17 protein-coding genes and 1 pseudogene are annotated in these 15198 nt (G+C 35.8%); 15 read left to right on the top strand and 3 right to left on the bottom strand.

Annotation, left to right across the window (positions count from 1 at the left end; all coding sequences use genetic code 11):
• The first annotated feature begins 160 nt into the window (after positions 1-160).
• The 5 genes from DS745_RS23310 (at position 161) to DS745_RS23290 (ending at position 3831) form a co-directional block, all read left to right on the top strand.
• Positions 161-673, top strand: coding sequence for a MarR family transcriptional regulator (locus tag DS745_RS23310; RefSeq protein WP_129080624.1), 513 nt, complete (start codon positions 161-163; stop codon positions 671-673).
• A 126-nt stretch (positions 674-799) separates the two neighbouring features.
• Positions 800-1273, top strand: coding sequence for a CBO0543 family protein (locus tag DS745_RS23305; RefSeq protein WP_129080623.1), 474 nt, complete (start codon positions 800-802; stop codon positions 1271-1273).
• A 127-nt stretch (positions 1274-1400) separates the two neighbouring features.
• Positions 1401-2147: a DUF2161 domain-containing phosphodiesterase gene (locus DS745_RS23300; RefSeq protein ID WP_129080622.1), complete on the top strand. Its 747-nt coding sequence runs from the start codon at positions 1401-1403 to the stop codon at positions 2145-2147.
• Positions 2134-2871, top strand: coding sequence for a tRNA pseudouridine(38-40) synthase TruA (gene truA, locus DS745_RS23295; RefSeq protein WP_129080621.1), 738 nt, complete (start codon positions 2134-2136; stop codon positions 2869-2871). Before DS745_RS23300 ends, truA begins: the two co-directional genes overlap by 14 nt.
• Before the next feature lie 27 nt (positions 2872-2898).
• Positions 2899-3831, top strand: a complete 933-nt coding sequence (locus DS745_RS23290) for a D-2-hydroxyacid dehydrogenase (RefSeq protein WP_129080620.1) — start codon at positions 2899-2901, stop codon at positions 3829-3831.
• Positions 3832-4094: 263 nt separating this feature from the next.
• Here DS745_RS23290 and DS745_RS23285 read toward each other — a convergent pair whose 3' ends face one another.
• A complete protein-coding gene (locus DS745_RS23285) occupies positions 4095-4991 on the bottom strand; it encodes a glycerophosphodiester phosphodiesterase (protein ID WP_241657919.1) in 897 nt (298 codons plus the stop codon).
• A gap of 1177 nt (positions 4992-6168) precedes the next feature.
• Between DS745_RS23285 and DS745_RS23280 the strand changes: the two genes are divergently transcribed.
• The 6 genes from DS745_RS23280 to DS745_RS23260 are packed head-to-tail and all read left to right on the top strand — an operon-like array spanning position 6169 to position 9323.
• On the top strand, positions 6169-6465 hold the full coding sequence (locus DS745_RS23280) for a hypothetical protein (RefSeq protein WP_129080619.1): 297 nt from the start codon (positions 6169-6171) through the stop codon (positions 6463-6465).
• Between the two features lie 36 nt (positions 6466-6501).
• The gene (locus DS745_RS23275) at positions 6502-7038 is read left to right on the top strand and encodes a coiled-coil domain-containing protein (RefSeq protein WP_129080618.1); all 537 of its coding nucleotides are present in this window, start codon (positions 6502-6504) and stop codon (positions 7036-7038) included.
• 23 nt (positions 7039-7061) lie between these two features.
• Entirely contained in the window at positions 7062-8447 is a 1386-nt protein-coding gene (locus DS745_RS23270) for a hypothetical protein (RefSeq protein ID WP_129080617.1), read from the top strand.
• A 34-nt stretch (positions 8448-8481) separates the two neighbouring features.
• A complete protein-coding gene (locus tag DS745_RS23265; RefSeq protein ID WP_129080616.1) occupies positions 8482-8934 on the top strand; it encodes a GNAT family N-acetyltransferase in 453 nt (150 codons plus the stop codon).
• Positions 8928-9080: a hypothetical protein gene (locus tag DS745_RS24780; RefSeq protein ID WP_161568368.1), complete on the top strand. Its 153-nt coding sequence runs from the start codon at positions 8928-8930 to the stop codon at positions 9078-9080. The genes DS745_RS23265 and DS745_RS24780 overlap by 7 nt, the downstream gene beginning before the upstream one ends.
• 9 nt (positions 9081-9089) lie before the next feature.
• Positions 9090-9323, top strand: coding sequence for an NUDIX hydrolase (locus tag DS745_RS23260; RefSeq protein ID WP_129080615.1), 234 nt, complete (start codon positions 9090-9092; stop codon positions 9321-9323).
• A 629-nt stretch (positions 9324-9952) separates the two neighbouring features.
• Here DS745_RS23260 and DS745_RS23255 read toward each other — a convergent pair.
• Together DS745_RS23255 and DS745_RS23250 are read right to left on the bottom strand one after the other, a co-directional pair.
• Positions 9953-10510 carry a hypothetical protein gene (locus DS745_RS23255; RefSeq protein WP_129080614.1) on the bottom strand — a complete coding sequence of 186 codons (558 nt, stop codon included), beginning with the start codon at positions 10508-10510 and terminating at the stop codon, positions 9953-9955.
• A 399-nt stretch (positions 10511-10909) separates the two neighbouring features.
• Positions 10910-11266 (bottom strand): annotated as a pseudogene (locus DS745_RS23250) (Rrf2 family transcriptional regulator); the annotation flags it as partial.
• Between the two features lie 300 nt (positions 11267-11566).
• Here DS745_RS23250 and DS745_RS23245 point away from each other — a divergent pair.
• The 4 genes from DS745_RS23245 to DS745_RS23230 all read left to right on the top strand — a co-directional run bounded on the left by DS745_RS23245 (position 11567) and on the right by DS745_RS23230 (position 15196).
• Entirely contained in the window at positions 11567-12790 is a 1224-nt protein-coding gene (locus tag DS745_RS23245) for an MFS transporter (protein WP_129080613.1), read from the top strand.
• 57 nt (positions 12791-12847) lie between these two features.
• Complete coding sequence (locus DS745_RS23240; protein WP_129080612.1) at positions 12848-13357, top strand: GNAT family N-acetyltransferase; 510 nt, start codon at positions 12848-12850, stop codon at positions 13355-13357.
• A gap of 109 nt (positions 13358-13466) precedes the next feature.
• On the top strand, positions 13467-13871 hold the full coding sequence (locus DS745_RS23235; RefSeq protein WP_129080735.1) for an RDD family protein: 405 nt from the start codon (positions 13467-13469) through the stop codon (positions 13869-13871).
• Between the two features lie 53 nt (positions 13872-13924).
• Positions 13925-15196 carry a M48 family metallopeptidase gene (locus DS745_RS23230; protein WP_129080611.1) on the top strand — a complete coding sequence of 424 codons (1272 nt, stop codon included), beginning with the start codon at positions 13925-13927 and terminating at the stop codon, positions 15194-15196.
• Positions 15197-15198 lie beyond the last annotated feature (2 nt).

Here is a 15198-nt window from a genome sequence, read left to right as displayed (position 1 = left end):
CTAACTAACTTAGTTGTGAATTCTTAGTATTTTGTGTAAAAATCCGGATTTTGGGATTTTTACGAAAGCAACAAACTTTGCGAAAACAGCCATTTCAAAATAAAATTGAAAAAATTGGTAATACTTATCCTATTACATAAATGATCATGAGGGATAAAAAATGAGTGTATCATCTAATGAACTTCTATCGAAAAGTTATTTAGTTTATGCAATGATTCGAGGTCTTAATTTTGTTATAGAAAATGATATTAAAAATCAATTAAACCATGAAGAATTGACATTTCCAGGATTTCGGAACTTGTGGATCCTATATTTTCATCCGAATATTCGCATGACAGAGTTAACATATCTAGCCCAAGTCAACATTTCTAATATCTTCCGTCAGTTGACGAAACTTAAAGAAGATGGGTTAGTAATTATGAAAAATGGAAATGATGCCAGAACTCGTGAAGTGTCGTTAACGAAAGAAGGAAAGAAGATCGTCCAAAATTTTATTAAAGAACATGCTAATGAGTCAAGGCTACAAGTTGTTCAAACGATTAAAAAGATTTCAGATGACGATCTTAACGCTTTTATAAAAGTAGCATCATTTTTAAGTACGGAATTAATAGGGAGCCAATTTTATGAGTTTGTAGTAAGGTCATCTAACGAGATCTTAGAAACTTCCCTTTGAAAATTATTATTTGCGAGTGCAAATAATTTTTGTTCAGAAGTGCCATAATATGACTAAATCCTATTTTAAGGGTATCTATACTTGGTTTGCCAAGGTCTGGTAAACCACTACGAGGAGGTCATACTAATGGCTAAAAGAATAAGGGAAAAAACGATTGTAACTTCTTCTAGTATCGTTTTATCTATACTCCTACTAAAGTTTGTCCCTCGCAGTAAAGTGAGAGAGGCACATGTGTCCTTCCTTTTTCAACAGGTGATTACTTGGTTTTTTGGTTTGCTAGTTGTCGAAAAAGGTTATCTGCGTTATCCTTATCGGATCTTATTCAAGAAAGCAAGTAGGTCTAGTTTTGCCTTTGAATATTTTATCTTTCCGGCTATAACAGTGCTTTTCAATCTTAGCTATCCTAAATCAAAAGGGATACTTAGCAAAGTTTTTCACATATTTTCTTATAGTGGTGTTATTACTGGATTGGAAATAATTGCAGTAAAATATACGAAGTTAATTACTTATGTAAAGTGGAAGTGGTATTGGAGTTTTCTCTCATTGTCCTTCTCATTTATTCTTTCTCGACTGTATTTCAGGTGGTTTTTTAAAGATTAATTTTGTTACACATCTTAAAATTTGAGGTGTGTTTTTTCTTTGCGGGTATTATTTGTGTAGGCTTCATTCGTTTAATGATAGAATAAAAATACGTATTTTATCTAAAATGGTAATGGAGTTTATAATTATGAAGGAAAAGGAAAAATTATTAGAAGTAGATTTATATAAACCAATCCAAAGGTTTCTAGTGAAGGAAGGCTTTGAGGTCTACGGAGAGGTCAACGATTGTGATATTGCAGCTGTAAAAGGTGATGAGTTAGTGGTTGTTGAATTAAAACTGACCTTAAATGTAGATCTTCTCGTGCAGGCAGCCAAGCGACAACGATTAACTGATTTAGTCTATATAGCTATACCAAAACCGAAATATAATTTACGGTCAAAAAAGTGGGTAGACATTTGTCACCTGATAAAAAGATTGGAATTAGGATTAATCGTTGTATCGACTGTAGGTAGAGGAAAAAAAGCCGATGTTCTGTTTCACCCGAGCGCTTTTGACCGAAAGAAAAGTATGCGACAGAACAAGCGTAAGAGAGAGAGTTTACGAAAAGAAATTGATGGTCGCAGTGCCAATTATAATGTAGGTGGTAGCACGCGTACAAAGATCATGACTGCTTATAAAGAAAACTGTATTCAGATTGCTTGTTATCTTGATAAATATGGGCCGTCTTCACCAAAGGTTTTAAGAGAACTAGGTACAGGAGATAAGACATCTTCAATTTTAACAAAAAACTATTATCGGTGGTTTGAGAGAGTGAAACGTGGAACCTACGCACTTACCGAAAAAGGTTTGCAAGATCTATCAGAGTATCCAGAACTAGTAGGTTATTACCTTGAGAAAGTAGTAACAAAAGGAGAAAACAATGAACAATTATAAATTAACGATTCAATATGATGGCACTCGTTATAAAGGGTGGCAGCGTCTAGGGAGTGGCGAAAATACGATCCAAGGAAAAATTGAAAACGTATTGTCTGAAATGGTTGGGTCACCAATTGAAATTATTGGTTGTTCGAGAACAGATGCAGGCGTTCATGCGTTAGCACAAATCGCTAATTTTAAGACGAGTGAAGCATTTAAAGAAAAAGAAATAAAAGATTATCTAAATAAATATTTACCGAAGGATATAGTGGTTAGTGAGGTTAGTTCAGTTCAGGACCGCTTTCATGCTCGCTATAATGCGAAGGATAAAACGTACTTATATAAGATTTGGAATAAAGACTACATAAATCCATTTATGCGAAACTATAGTATGCATGTGGAAAAGAAGTTAGATATTAAAGCGATGCAAGAAGCTAGTGAAAAGTTTCTTGGGAGTCATGACTTTACGACATTTTCAAATGCAAAGTCAAAGAAAAAGTCGATGGTTCGTGAGATATTTGCTATTGATATAAAAGAAGTCGATGGTTTTATTGAGATAAGAGTTCGTGGTGAGGGCTTCCTTTATAATATGGTGAGAAAAATGGTCGGTGTCCTGATTGAGGTTGGCCTTCGCCGTTTAACTGCTCAAGATATTGAGTCGATGTTACAGTCAAAAGAGCGTAACCAAGTCAATTATATGGCGTTTGCTGGAGGACTTTTTTTAGAAAAAATCGATTACTAAAGGGTGTCAGGGAGAGGAGATGTAGTGATGAACATAGAAAATATTTTAGTGGTAAGTCCTAAGTATAGAGAGCTGCAAGAGTTAATTGAACAAAACCAAGTAGATAAGAATTTTCGTTTTTTACCAGAGGAAGAAATGAAGGATGAGCTCTTAGAATGGGCGGATGCTTTCGTCGCTTTTAATACAAAGCAAGACTATGATTACAGTAAGGTTAAGTGGGTGCATTCTCTTGGTGCTGGTGTTGACCGCTATGTTTTTAAGAAACAATGGGATGAAAATGTACTGTTAACTCGTACAATTTGTTCATTTGGACAACGAATTGGTGAGTTTTGTTTGAGCTATCTTTTAATGGATTTACAGTATCATGTTCAATTCCGCAAACAAATGGAACAAAAAAACTGGCAGCCCATTACTCCAAAGTTACTTAGTGACCAAAAAGTGGTGATCTTCGGGACAGGGGAAATTGGTCAAAAAACGGCGGAAATTCTTTCTAACTTAAGCGTGCAAGTGTTTGGTGTGTCGTTGAGTGGGAAGGAGAAGGAGTATTTCCAAGCTGTTTATTCAGTCGATCAAGAGCTACCAATCTTACAGAACGCTGATTATGTTATAAATACATTGCCGTTAACGGAGAAAACAGAGCGACTGTTTGATGAAACGATTTTTCACCAGTTATCGAATGCAGGCTTTATCAATGTGGGGAGAGGTGCGTCAGTGGATGAAGATGCATTGCTAAAAGCACTTAATACACAGCATGTTCGATTTGCGGTTCTTGATGTGTTCAAAGAAGAGCCTCTCCCAACGGAAAATCCTTTATGGACTCACCCGAGTGTTTTGATTACTCCGCACATATCGGCTGTAACTACGCCCGTAGAAGCTGTTGAATGCTTTGTAGAAACATTGAGAAATGTAGAAGAAAATAAACCGTTACGTAATCAAGTTGATATTGTAAAAGGATTTTAATAGAAGGGTGTCCATAAGGGTGATCACAGAACGATGTGACTGACTTTGGACACCCTTTTGCTCTAATTAATAGTAATGAATATGCCGTCCTATTATACACCCTAGCAATTTCGTTCGTCCTACATAGCATAATAATGCAGAGAGTATCTGCAAGTCTTGTAGGAAAGGAGGGAGAGAGAGGTCTTACGTTCCTCACCAAGGTAGAACAGACTTCACATTAATCATAGTGTTGTTTATCCTATTACTCTGTCTTATACTATTTATTATTTTTTACTTTTAAACTCCTTAATTACTTCACGAAATACATCTGGATAATCAGTGAAAACTCCATTTACTCCCCATTCTAAGGCGCGTCTCATGTTTTCCTCCGTGTTGACCGTATAAGGATGGATTTGAAGTCCTTCTGCTCGTACTTGCTGAACATATTCTTCGTTAATTCTAGCGAAGCTTGGCCCTACGCCAATCGCATATTCTTTAATGAAAGCTAGCTCTGCAGCGGCACCCTCCCCTAATGTTGGTCGACTTAACAATTGTACAAGTGGTACATTAGGATTCATCTCGTGTATAAGTATAAGGCTGTCCGTGAAAAAGGATTGAATTATCACTTTGCTTGACCTGGCATTTACACCAGTTAGATTATATTCATCCATTAATCTTAACAGTTCTGTTTCCATTCCCGGGTAAAGATTAGGCGATTTTGTCTCTATATAATAGTTAGTACTACGGCCAAATTTTTCAAAGACTTCTTCTAACGTAGGAACTTCAAGGCCAATAAATTCGTCTTTTGCTTTTTCTGGATTACGTGTATTGAACCATGAACCCGCATCGAGTTGTTTGATTTCGGCAAGTGTCATATTTGACACAGATCCTGTACCGTTCGTTGTTCGGTTTACAGTCGTGTCATGCATGGCAATTAATACTCCATCTTTTGTCATTTGTAAATCAATTTCAATGTAGTCTGCTTTCATCTCAAGTCCAAGCTCATACGCGAGGAGTGTATGTTCCGGTGCGTGTCCAGAAGCTCCACGGTGGGCAACGTTGATTATTTTTTGATCGGGTGCAGGCTGGTTACTTGCTGCAAAAACAGTGGGTAAAGCACTTTGAGTCAGTAATCCTACACTAAGTATGGCAATAGCAGTTTTCTTCATCCAATTTTTCATTTCTTCTCTCAACTCCTTATTTTTAGTACAATCCAACTTTAATCCACTAGTGTTAAGAGAGTATTAGATCTATGTAAAATTGCTAAAATAAGGAAAAGATAAATCTATTTTCATAGATAGTAATATGTTTCATCAAACCAATGTACTACGTTTACTGATAATTAGATGTTAAATAAGGAAAAGTGGCCCCAAAAAAAATGAGTCAAGCTCCAAAAGGATTACTTCTATATTTATCATTTGTTAACATTGTTAAACAAGATTATCAGAATTGTCATTGGATATTTATGGTATTATATAAGGTGGAATAGATCTATTGTTACTTTTAAAATCTATTAATGAGTTGTTTAAACATTAGGGGATTTGAAAATGAGAAGGTTAATGTTGCTAAGGAGTACGAGGCTTTGAAAAAATGTCACAAAATAATAGCGGTTATATTTCTAATTGTAAACTACTGTCTAATTTGGGTTGCTATATTTATTTCTGAGATAGTTGTTTCGCTAGGCAGACTTAGCGAGCTTAATGGGTATATGTTGACCGAAAAAGAGGAAGTGATGTTTTTTGGTGCTATTAGTATTTCTATGTTCTTGATACAAGTGGTTTATCTTCTTTTTGTTTTCAATTACTTGAAAAAAAGGCAGTTCAAAACATTTGCAGTAATCCTGAACCTAATAGCACATTTTCTTCTCTTTATTTGGTTTGTCTTTAGTGTGTATCAATTTACTATAAATGGTTATTAAAACTTAAATAATAGCATGAGGAGAAGTAGCTGACCTTATGCAAGTAATTATAGAATAGTTGAGGAAATCTTTTTATAAGTGAGGTATTAATGTTGTTTAAAATCTGCACATATATAAGCAAGAACAATGAGTGGTATTCAGATGGAGTTTCCTGATCATATGTTTGAATTTAGATTATACAACTATGATGAAAATCATGTGATTTTAGAACTGCCGGCAATCTTCAAAAGGCATATCTTACCGAAAAAGGAGTTCATAACCTCATGGATACAAGCGGCTATCAGGTTTTATGAAACTCTTGCTTTATCGGTTACAATTACAGAGTTCATAATGAATAGAATATTCTGCCTTGACAGCTTCACTAGTTTCAAAGGTTAATGGTGGAATGAACAGAGAGGAATGTAATAGCCAAAAACTTATATAGATAGTAGGGGGTAACGATGAGTCTTCAGGTTGCAATTATTATAAATATCCTTTTAATGGGGGTAGCCTCTGTCATCATATACTTAATAGGGAAAAGAGTTACTAGTAGAATTATAAAATATATTCCTGCTATTGCCACTGGAGTTGGTATGACTTTTTTCTATATCAAAATTAATTTTATTCCATATAAGTCCCATGCATATGAAACGATTAATGACATTGTAGCAATTATTATACTTGCTATTATATTTGGTTTTTCACTAGTAGGAGCTATCATAATTGAGATTACTAACAGGAGAAATGGTCATTTATAAATTTAGAACCGCTAGTGCTAGAAGGGAATGAGACAATTGAAACGTTCTATGATCTTGGCTGGAATAGCAATGACAATCAGCGTTTTGTCTGCATGTACAAACGAACAAGTTGATGTGAAAGCTCTCACTGCAGATTACGAAAGTAAGATTGAAGCGAAAAATAATGAAATTACTAAGTTACATGAAGAACTCAGTGTCATCAAAGTTGAATTGGAACAGGAAAAAGCGAAAGTAGAAAACGTTAGCGTGCAGCTACAACATTTTGATCATAAAGCAAGAAGGATTATGAATCTTATTGCTGAGAATAATTTTGATGAATTTAAAAATGAGTTTCATGTTGATTTTGAGGTTATTGATGAACTTGTATCTTTTGTTAATATTTCTGAGTATTTGTCAGTACCTTCTCTTCCGATAGAAATTGCTGAGTTTCCTATGTATATGGCATTCTATAACCCTCAACCTGAGTTTACAGAGGTAGGGTACTTCCTTTATGATAATGAGCTAGAGCGAAAGTATGATATCCACTTTCACTTTGATAAAGATAGGAAGTTTAAGTTTGTAACTACAAATTAAGATTTTAAAGAAGGAGGGCAGTTATGCATACGGTACTTCATAAAGGATTTACCTCTGCCCTTGTACTATTTATTGGACTATACTTTGTTTCAACTGTCTGGAAAATCCCCTTGGTAAATGAGTTAATATCTCTAATGGGCTTTTTAATGCTTGTTTTTATTCTCTTAGATAGACCTAAGCAAAATATCATTCTTCCAATACTATTACTCTTTTTATCTAATATTGTGACTTTAGCCACTTCTTCGTCGTTACACGTATTATGGATTGGTTTACGTGAAATGAAAGCCATCATTCCATTGATTATATTAATAAGCTTAGTAGGTTGGATTATTAGCCATCGTCCATATGTGAAAGCGTTAATGATGATAGGGAAAAGGCGGTTATCTACTACAACCAGGTTTTATACGTATATTGGGGCAATGACTCATTTTATTTCCTCGTTCATGACATTGGGAGGAATTGCTTTTGTCTACCAGCTGTTTGGAAAAACGAAAAAGGCTACGGTGTCCGATAGTGCTTGGAATTATATTTTGAGCACGGCAATTTTGCGTGGATTTACCTTAACTGTCCTATGGACAACAGTCCATCCTGCGTTTGCTTATGTTGTTGGCGGGACAAATGCACCTCTAGTACCAACCGTGTTAAAGGGAATTGGGCTCGCTGTCATCGGGTTTGTGATCAGTATCATTATTTTTCAAATACAGATGAAGCGAAAACAAATTTCTGATGATCTCATACCTGACCTCGAAATCAGCTCTGATGAGAAACTAGAAGGACTTGTCGGTACATTCATTTTTTGGTTAGCGCTTCTAATGGGCGGAATACTGATCCTAAATCAGTGGTTCAATGTAGATATTATGCTTACCGTTCCAGTGGTCATTGTTATTGTAACAACTCTCTACTTTATTAGTAATCGAGATCTTGTTACATATAAGCAACACTGGACGAAATTAGTGAAAGATGATCTGGGTAAAAAGAAAAAGGAAATGCTGCTGATCCTTTCAGCAGGTATCTTAGTAGGTACATTGAAAGAAACCGGTTATGGAAGTGTGCTATTTGGCTACTTTTTAACGAGCGTTGAATGGCTTAATTTAAATATTCTCGTAGGATTAACATTAGTAGTAATCCTCTTAGGTTTTTGTGGATTTCCGCCTATTCCGGCGATGGTTTTACTATCAACGATTCTTGTTGATTTACCTGGAAACTATTCACCAGATATGATCGCCCTTTCGTTATTACTAGGGGTTTCAGTAACGTTAGTAACAGCTCCTGTGACAGTTCCTCTTTTACTAATTAGTAGTTTAAATGAAAGAAGTTTGGCAGAGAACGGAATTCGTTCTAACCTTCTTTTTGGATTGACGTTGCTAGTGGTCGGAATTCTGTATATACAATGTCTATCATATTTTTAAACATACTATAAAAATTCTCTATGGAGTGATTCAAATGATAACGGTTAGAGAAGCTACCAACGATGATATACTGGCAATAAAAAATGTTGTGAAAGCAGCTTTTTATCGCGAAGGAAGTCATGAAAGATTTAATGAGTGGGAAATGGTTGAACGAGTAACAAAAGATAACGGCTTTGTTAAGGAGCTTTGTCTCGTAGCCGAGTTGAATGATGAATTTATCGGATATAACTTATTGTCTAAAGCGCAGATTGGAAGTAATCAAGGGTTAGCTTTAGGCCCCTTAGCCGTATCGCCCACTCATCAAAATAAAGGGATTGGGAAGATGCTAGTCGTGAAAGGTTTCGAAGTAGCAAAGGCTATGGGATATCAATGGGTAGCATTAACAGGTGGGGATTACTATTTGCAGTTCGGTTTCGAGGCTGCACTTCCACACAATATTATCCTTTCTGAAGGCAATCCTGAATTGCTGGAACATCATCGATGCTGATGAAGCTTGCTATGCCAGTAGGGTATTTGGTTGCTGGAGTCCTAGGGGAATTCATATCAGTACATTATATTTTTCTAGGGTCTTCACTTGTATTTTTCGTGATTGTACTGCGAGCGGTTAGAACACCAATTAATGAGTTAAAGTAGGTGTTATGTATGGGAAAGGTATTCGGAGAACGAATAGAGGGATTTGATTATCAGATACGGGTCGGTTGTTATGCAGTGATTGTACAAGATGGTAAGGTGGCAGCTGTCAAAAGTAGAGGGGCCATTTTCCTGCTAGGTGGTGGACTTGAGTATAATGAAACCATGGAAGAGTGCTTGAGTAGAGAGGTATTAGAAAGAAACAGGTTACGAACTCAAGGTCCAGCGTTTCATAGGCAAGGCTAGTCGGTACTTCCTATCATCTAAAAATGAACCTATTTTAGGTATCGGATATTTCTATCAAGGGAGTCTAGGAGATAGGATGCAGGAACCAAGCGATAGAGACCATCAGCTCGTTTAGATAGATTTTCCAGAAGTTTTACAGAGTGTTTTTTCATAGTCATCAGATTTGGGCAATCAAGCAAGTTTTAGAGGATGGATAGGTAAGTTAACTGCGGCTCTACTACGACAAGGGCAATTTGAACGGGTGAATGCCAATTTAACGTTGCAGGGACATGTTGTAATTAGCTAGTTTTTTTGAGCTGGGTGAAGGAATTGAAATTACTGAAAGCAAGAGAAGATGTTTGAATAAATTCACTTAAAGCGAATTGACTCTCTGATGAAATTTTTGTGATTGATGTGAATTGAATAAGCTATTGTAATGTCCCTCTGACATAGAATTTACCACCAAGTGACAAAAATTGTACCACGGAATGACGGAATATTTACCACTGGATACTTAAAAAAGTCTTTCTCTTAAATACATAGATTAATCGTAGTATTGCGTAGTAGACTAGATATTGTGCAGCAAAGATCCTCAATTATTGAAGCCTTTGTAAAAAACCAAATGTTGAAATTCAACTACTTAACGTTGTTCACCCTTTAAATAACCTTCTAAAATTATTCAATGGAAGTCCTAAATATAGATCTTTATATGGACATACTGGAGTGATTGTGGTGTAATCAATCGTACTTTCATCAAACACCAATGCGTGATTTTCCCAAAAAAGTAAAGACTCGATGAGCTCTCGTTTTGTTAGAATGTTAGGATCTTCAGGTTCTTTATAAGCCCCAGTGCCGGGAAACATCGTGACTAATAAGTATTGGTTGTTGTTATTTCTACTTCTGCTAAGGATTACAACAAAGGAATTGGTTATGCTACCCTTTCTATTCTTAACAAACCTAGTATATATATTTCTCTCTTTTCGCTTAGCGTAGACGATTTCTGAGTTCTCATCCGTGTTTATCAATGATGAAATTCCAATGGGTTCGGGTGCATTTATAATGAGTTTCTCAGATTGTTTTGAAAGGTGATTGAAATAACCTCCTTGCTCATAGCTCTCTAACATTTCTTGCCAATCAAATAAAAAATCATTCTGATGAACTTCCATATGTATTTTACTTCTATTAGAAATAATTATTTTCTTTTTCATTATCCATTTAACTCCTTTTTCTTTCGATAGGATAATAGCTGTTTATATAGTTGTATTATTAATTTCTTACGGATTTTTTTATTTATACCAAATTTATCATTTGAGGTTTATAGTTAAATGATTAGTACAACGATACTGTTGAAAAATTATCTTTTTGAGACGATTACGTTCATGTGATCGTCTTTTCGTATGTGACCTATACTGCGCACCAAACTAGCTGAGCAAAGATGAGAAACAATTCTTCTACACCTTATTTGTTATTTTCTGATATTATTTATGCGAGGAAGTTAGTTGTTTTGTGAATTTTTTTCACTTACGAAGCATTTAGTGGAGAAGACTGTTTTCATTTTATGACTAAACATCCAAATAAAACGACATTCGAGGAAAGAATGTCGTTTACTAATCACTTAACATCTTATTATCCAATTTCTCTTTTTCAATAATATCCTTTACTACATCCTCAATGGTTATATTACCGAGAGCCTTTTCTAGTGCAGTTTGGGCAATTTCAAAAAGCGGACCAATTGTATTTTGAATATTTCTTCCGACAGGACATTGAGGATTGGGATTTTCATGTACGCTAAACAACTCTTTATCTTGTACAACATTAACTGCTTTATAGACATCCAGTAATGTTATATCTGAAAGGTCCTTTGCTAGTTCAGCACCTGCTATGCCAGGTCGAACATTTACCAGACCTGCATTTTTAAGCATCCCCATAATTTTTCTGATTACAGCTGGATTGGTATTTACACTTCGAATTACACTTATGTGGCTATTGTAACAAATCAAAGGTGGCAAGTTAGGTGGTAAATTGCACCAACATAAAATGTCCTGCTAGCGTGGATTTTCAGTTGGTTTTGTCTTTTTTTGGTGCCAGGCACCAAACCGATAAGGAAATTACTTGTTGTGAAAAGTATCTAATTAGAATAATATCTAATTAGATACTTTTTTGTTGATGAGGAGTCTACATTTTTTTTGTTTTTTTTTTGTTTTTTTTTTGTTTCTCTAATTAGATAACTGTTAAATTAGATAAGTTTGAAAGGAGAGCTTTTCATGTCAATTTATACAGCATGGAAACGTGAACAGAATTATCAAAAACTTTTTGGAGCAGGACTAATTAATGGTATAGGTGCACGTTTTAGTCAGGTTGCTATTTTTACACTTTTATTTCAACTAACTGGGTCTGCGATATCGATTGGAATGGTTCTAGCTATTCGAATGCTGCCATTTCTGTTTTTTGCACCAATAGGAGGGATGCTGGCCGATAAATTTTCTAAGAAGCATCTATTGATTTCAATCGATCTTATCCGTATTCCTTTGATTTTGTGTTTGTTGCTTGTTCAAGGACCAAGTGATCTATGGATTGTTTATTTTCTAACATTTTTGTTAGCAACTGGTGAAGCAATCTATTCACCAACGAGAATGTCATCAATTCCTGATTTAGTTAAACCGGATCGCTTGCTCTTTGTAAATGCTCTTGAGCAAGCCATGGTTGGTATTGTGTTAGTTATTGGTGCTAGTCTTGGAGGGATCATTTCATATTTTTTTGGATTAGAAGCTGCATTTCTATTGAATGGACTAACATTTTTACTTTCTTCGCTCATTCTGTCTAAGTTGAGGTTTCCAGCTAAGGAAAGTGATGTTAGGGTTCATAAGAAAAAGCCTGTGAAACTTTCAAGAAAAGCTATAGTAGGATCGACAGCACTTTTCACCTTCTTTTTTATCGCTGTAACCATGCCACTAGCTACCGGTATTGATAATGTGTTGGTGAACGTTTATGCTCTTGAGGTTTTTAAAATGGGGGAATTAGGAGTCGGCTTTATTTATGCATCATTAGGACTTGGTTTTATTATAAGTTCCTTTTTTTCTATTCATCTAAAAAAGGGATTATTGTTCTTGACGGTCTTATTCATCGCACTAGAAGGAATCGGGCACATGGTTCTAAGTATCTCGCCAACCTTTTTGTTGACATTAGGAATTGTGGTTTTCATAACTCTTGTCGGTGGCTTAAGCAATATATGCATTGATACCGTCATGATGAAGGTTCTACCGAAATCAAAGCGAGGGACATTATTTGGGCTGATGCAAGCAGTATCGAACACAGCTCTCGGTTTTTCGATGGCTTCAGGTGGGTTTTTATTAGAGTTTTTTCAACCTAGAGAACTTAGTATGGTGGTAGGGGTGTCTTATATCGGTTTTACAGTCATGTATGCCATCCTGTTCTTGAAGGTAAATCTTGTTATCGAAAAGAGATTTTTAATGAGAAAAATTGGATAAAGCTATTTTCAAAAAAATGAAAAGTGGTAAACTATAGAAAAGTTAAGAGGTGATTATGTGAACGTACGGAAAGCTACGGTAAATGATGCCAAAGGAATCGCAAAAGTTCATGTTGATAGCTGGAGAACAACCTACCAATCTATCATTCCAGAGGAATTTTTAAACAATCTGTCTTATGAAAGAAGAGAGAAATTATGGGTGGATAATATCCAAAGTATGAATGTTTATATTGCTGAGAGTGATAAAGGTGAAATCATCGGCTTTTCTTCTGGCGGAAAAGAACGATCAGGCTCTTATCCGGGATATGACGGTGAACTTTATGCCATTTACATCCTACAAGAATACCAAGGGCAAGGAGTGGGGAAGAAGCTTGTGGAACCAGTTGTTGAGGAGTTGCTAAGTAATGGAGTGAGTTCTATGTTAGTACTTGTGCTAGAGGATAATCCCTCTTGTCGGTTTTACGAGGCACTTGGTGCAAAGAAACTCGATACGATTGAAGTGGTGATTGCAGGGAAGAAATTAAGCGAAGCGGTGTACGGGTGGGTTGATATAAATCGGTTAACATAATATAGCAGGTAGTAGAAGGCATCCTTCATCACTAGAGGGGTGCTTTCTTGCTTGTGCGTGAATAATGCCACTATCATTGGGAAATTTAACAAGTAAAGGAGGAGATATGATGGAAAGAGCTGGATTTTGGATCCGTTTTGTCGCTATGTTGATAGATGGAATCTTAATTGGTATTGTCCAATTTGTTTTACTTGCCGTATTTGGTGGTGGGTTAGACCCGGATAATGTAAATGTGGGCTTTGAGTTGATTATTAGCTTCCTTTTACTTTTCGGTTATTACGTTTGGTTTCAGACGAAGTACAACGGTCAAACGTTAGGAAAGAGAATGATGGGTATTCGTGTTCTTACTGTTGACGGTGACCCAGTGAGGATGGGGCAAATGGCGTTACGAGAAATATTAGGTAAATTCTTGTCCGGATTAATCTTTCTTATTGGCTATTTAATAGCAGCGGGAAAAGCGAAACGTGCCTTACATGACTATTTAGCAAAAACAATTGTTGTAAGAAATGAATAAGGCTGGCTTATGCCAGCTTTTTTACTCAAGTGTAAAGAAAGGGTTACGGATACATGAATAACCAACCACTATTAGTTCATAAAAATGAAAATTTATTATATGGAATTTGTATTATTACGAGTATCTTACTTCTCGCGTATTTGGTTTTATCGATTATAGGTATTGTCTTAGTCATCTTTTTTGCTTTAATTTCCTATTTTTCTCATATTATATCTATGGCTCATATTCAAACGAACGGGGTTCGCTTGCGAGAAACCCAATTTCCAGAACTATATAAAAAAGTAGTTGATTTCAGTGAAAAAATGGAACTAACTAAGGTACCAGAAGTTTATATTATCGAGTCTGGTGGTCTTTTAAATGCCTTTGCTACAAAGGTTTTCGGTCTTTTCGGGAAAAATATAGTCGTCTTATATTCAGACTTTGTGGACATTTCGATTGATTCTGGTGGAAACGAAATTGATTATGTCATCGCTCATGAACTTGCCCACATTAAAAGGAACCATATTGTTAAATCGTTGTTTATTTTTCCAGCATTATGGATTCCTTTTATTGGGACAAGTTATTTACGAATGGCTGAATATACCTGCGACCGTATGGCTGCTTACCATTTAGATGAGACTGACGGTGCCATTAATGGTTTGTTGGTGTTAGCCGCGGGAAGGCGTTTATATAAGGATGTAAATCTAGAGGCGTACATGGAACAATATAATGAGAAAAAAGAGTTATATGTGACCTTTATGGAATTGCTCTCAACACATCCGCCGATACCTAAACGCATTCAAGAAATAGAAATGTTAATGAATGGAGCGCCTACTGTCACATTAAAAAATCGTTCAAAACAGGTAGTGGTTGTTGCTTTTATTTTGTTTTTCCTAATTCCTTCTATTACAGTTGGGATCTTCTTTGCAGGTTTCAAGGCACTTGAAGAGTTTGATTTCTTTAACGAGTTTTTCTATGAATATACACCTTTGATGGATGCTGCAATGGAAGGTGATGTAGTTCAACTAGAAGAATTATTGCTCGCTGGTACTGATGTTAATGAACTTAATGAATATGGCGAGAGCGCACTTTTAGTAGCGGTGATTTATGAGCAACCAGATGTTATTCCACTCTTATTTTTATATGGAGCAGATGCAAACATCCAAGATGATTACGGGTGGACACCATTAATGTCAGCGGTTATGTTCGAAAATCTAGAAATTACTAAATTGTTGCTGGATGCCGGTGCTGATCCACACTTAGAGGATGAAGACGGGATGTCTGCAATTGACCATGCCGAAATGATGGCTAATCCTGACTTAATTGATTTACTAAACAAGTATTAACA

This window comes from Anaerobacillus alkaliphilus (genome assembly GCF_004116265.1).
Classification (GTDB): domain Bacteria; phylum Bacillota; class Bacilli; order Bacillales; family Anaerobacillaceae; genus Anaerobacillus; species Anaerobacillus alkaliphilus.
The sequence above is the reverse complement of the archived record's forward strand: the minus strand, read 5'-3'. Positions and strand labels throughout refer to the sequence as shown.

Excerpts from the sequence above, each read along its gene's own strand:
- DS745_RS23230 (WP_129080611.1), top strand. The coding sequence starts at position 13,925 with ATGAATAACCAACCACTATTAGTTCATAAAAATGAAAATTTATTATAT.
- DS745_RS23270 (WP_129080617.1), top strand. The coding sequence starts at position 7,062 with ATGCATACGGTACTTCATAAAGGATTTACCTCTGCCCTTGTACTATTT.
- DS745_RS23300 (WP_129080622.1), top strand. The coding sequence starts at position 1,401 with ATGAAGGAAAAGGAAAAATTATTAGAAGTAGATTTATATAAACCAATC.
- DS745_RS23255 (WP_129080614.1), bottom strand. The coding sequence starts at position 10,510 with ATGAAAAAGAAAATAATTATTTCTAATAGAAGTAAAATACATATGGAA.
- DS745_RS23260 (WP_129080615.1), top strand. The coding sequence starts at position 9,090 with ATGGGAAAGGTATTCGGAGAACGAATAGAGGGATTTGATTATCAGATA.
- DS745_RS23265 (WP_129080616.1), top strand. The coding sequence starts at position 8,482 with ATGATAACGGTTAGAGAAGCTACCAACGATGATATACTGGCAATAAAA.
- DS745_RS23290 (WP_129080620.1), top strand. The coding sequence starts at position 2,899 with ATGAACATAGAAAATATTTTAGTGGTAAGTCCTAAGTATAGAGAGCTG.
- DS745_RS23235 (WP_129080735.1), top strand. The coding sequence starts at position 13,467 with ATGGAAAGAGCTGGATTTTGGATCCGTTTTGTCGCTATGTTGATAGAT.
- DS745_RS23285 (WP_241657919.1), bottom strand. The coding sequence starts at position 4,991 with ATGAAAAATTGGATGAAGAAAACTGCTATTGCCATACTTAGTGTAGGA.
- DS745_RS23305 (WP_129080623.1), top strand. The coding sequence starts at position 800 with ATGGCTAAAAGAATAAGGGAAAAAACGATTGTAACTTCTTCTAGTATC.
- DS745_RS23280 (WP_129080619.1), top strand. The coding sequence starts at position 6,169 with ATGAGTCTTCAGGTTGCAATTATTATAAATATCCTTTTAATGGGGGTA.
- truA (WP_129080621.1), top strand. The coding sequence starts at position 2,134 with ATGAACAATTATAAATTAACGATTCAATATGATGGCACTCGTTATAAA.
- DS745_RS23310 (WP_129080624.1), top strand. The coding sequence starts at position 161 with ATGAGTGTATCATCTAATGAACTTCTATCGAAAAGTTATTTAGTTTAT.
- DS745_RS23245 (WP_129080613.1), top strand. The coding sequence starts at position 11,567 with ATGTCAATTTATACAGCATGGAAACGTGAACAGAATTATCAAAAACTT.
- DS745_RS24780 (WP_161568368.1), top strand. The coding sequence starts at position 8,928 with ATGCTGATGAAGCTTGCTATGCCAGTAGGGTATTTGGTTGCTGGAGTC.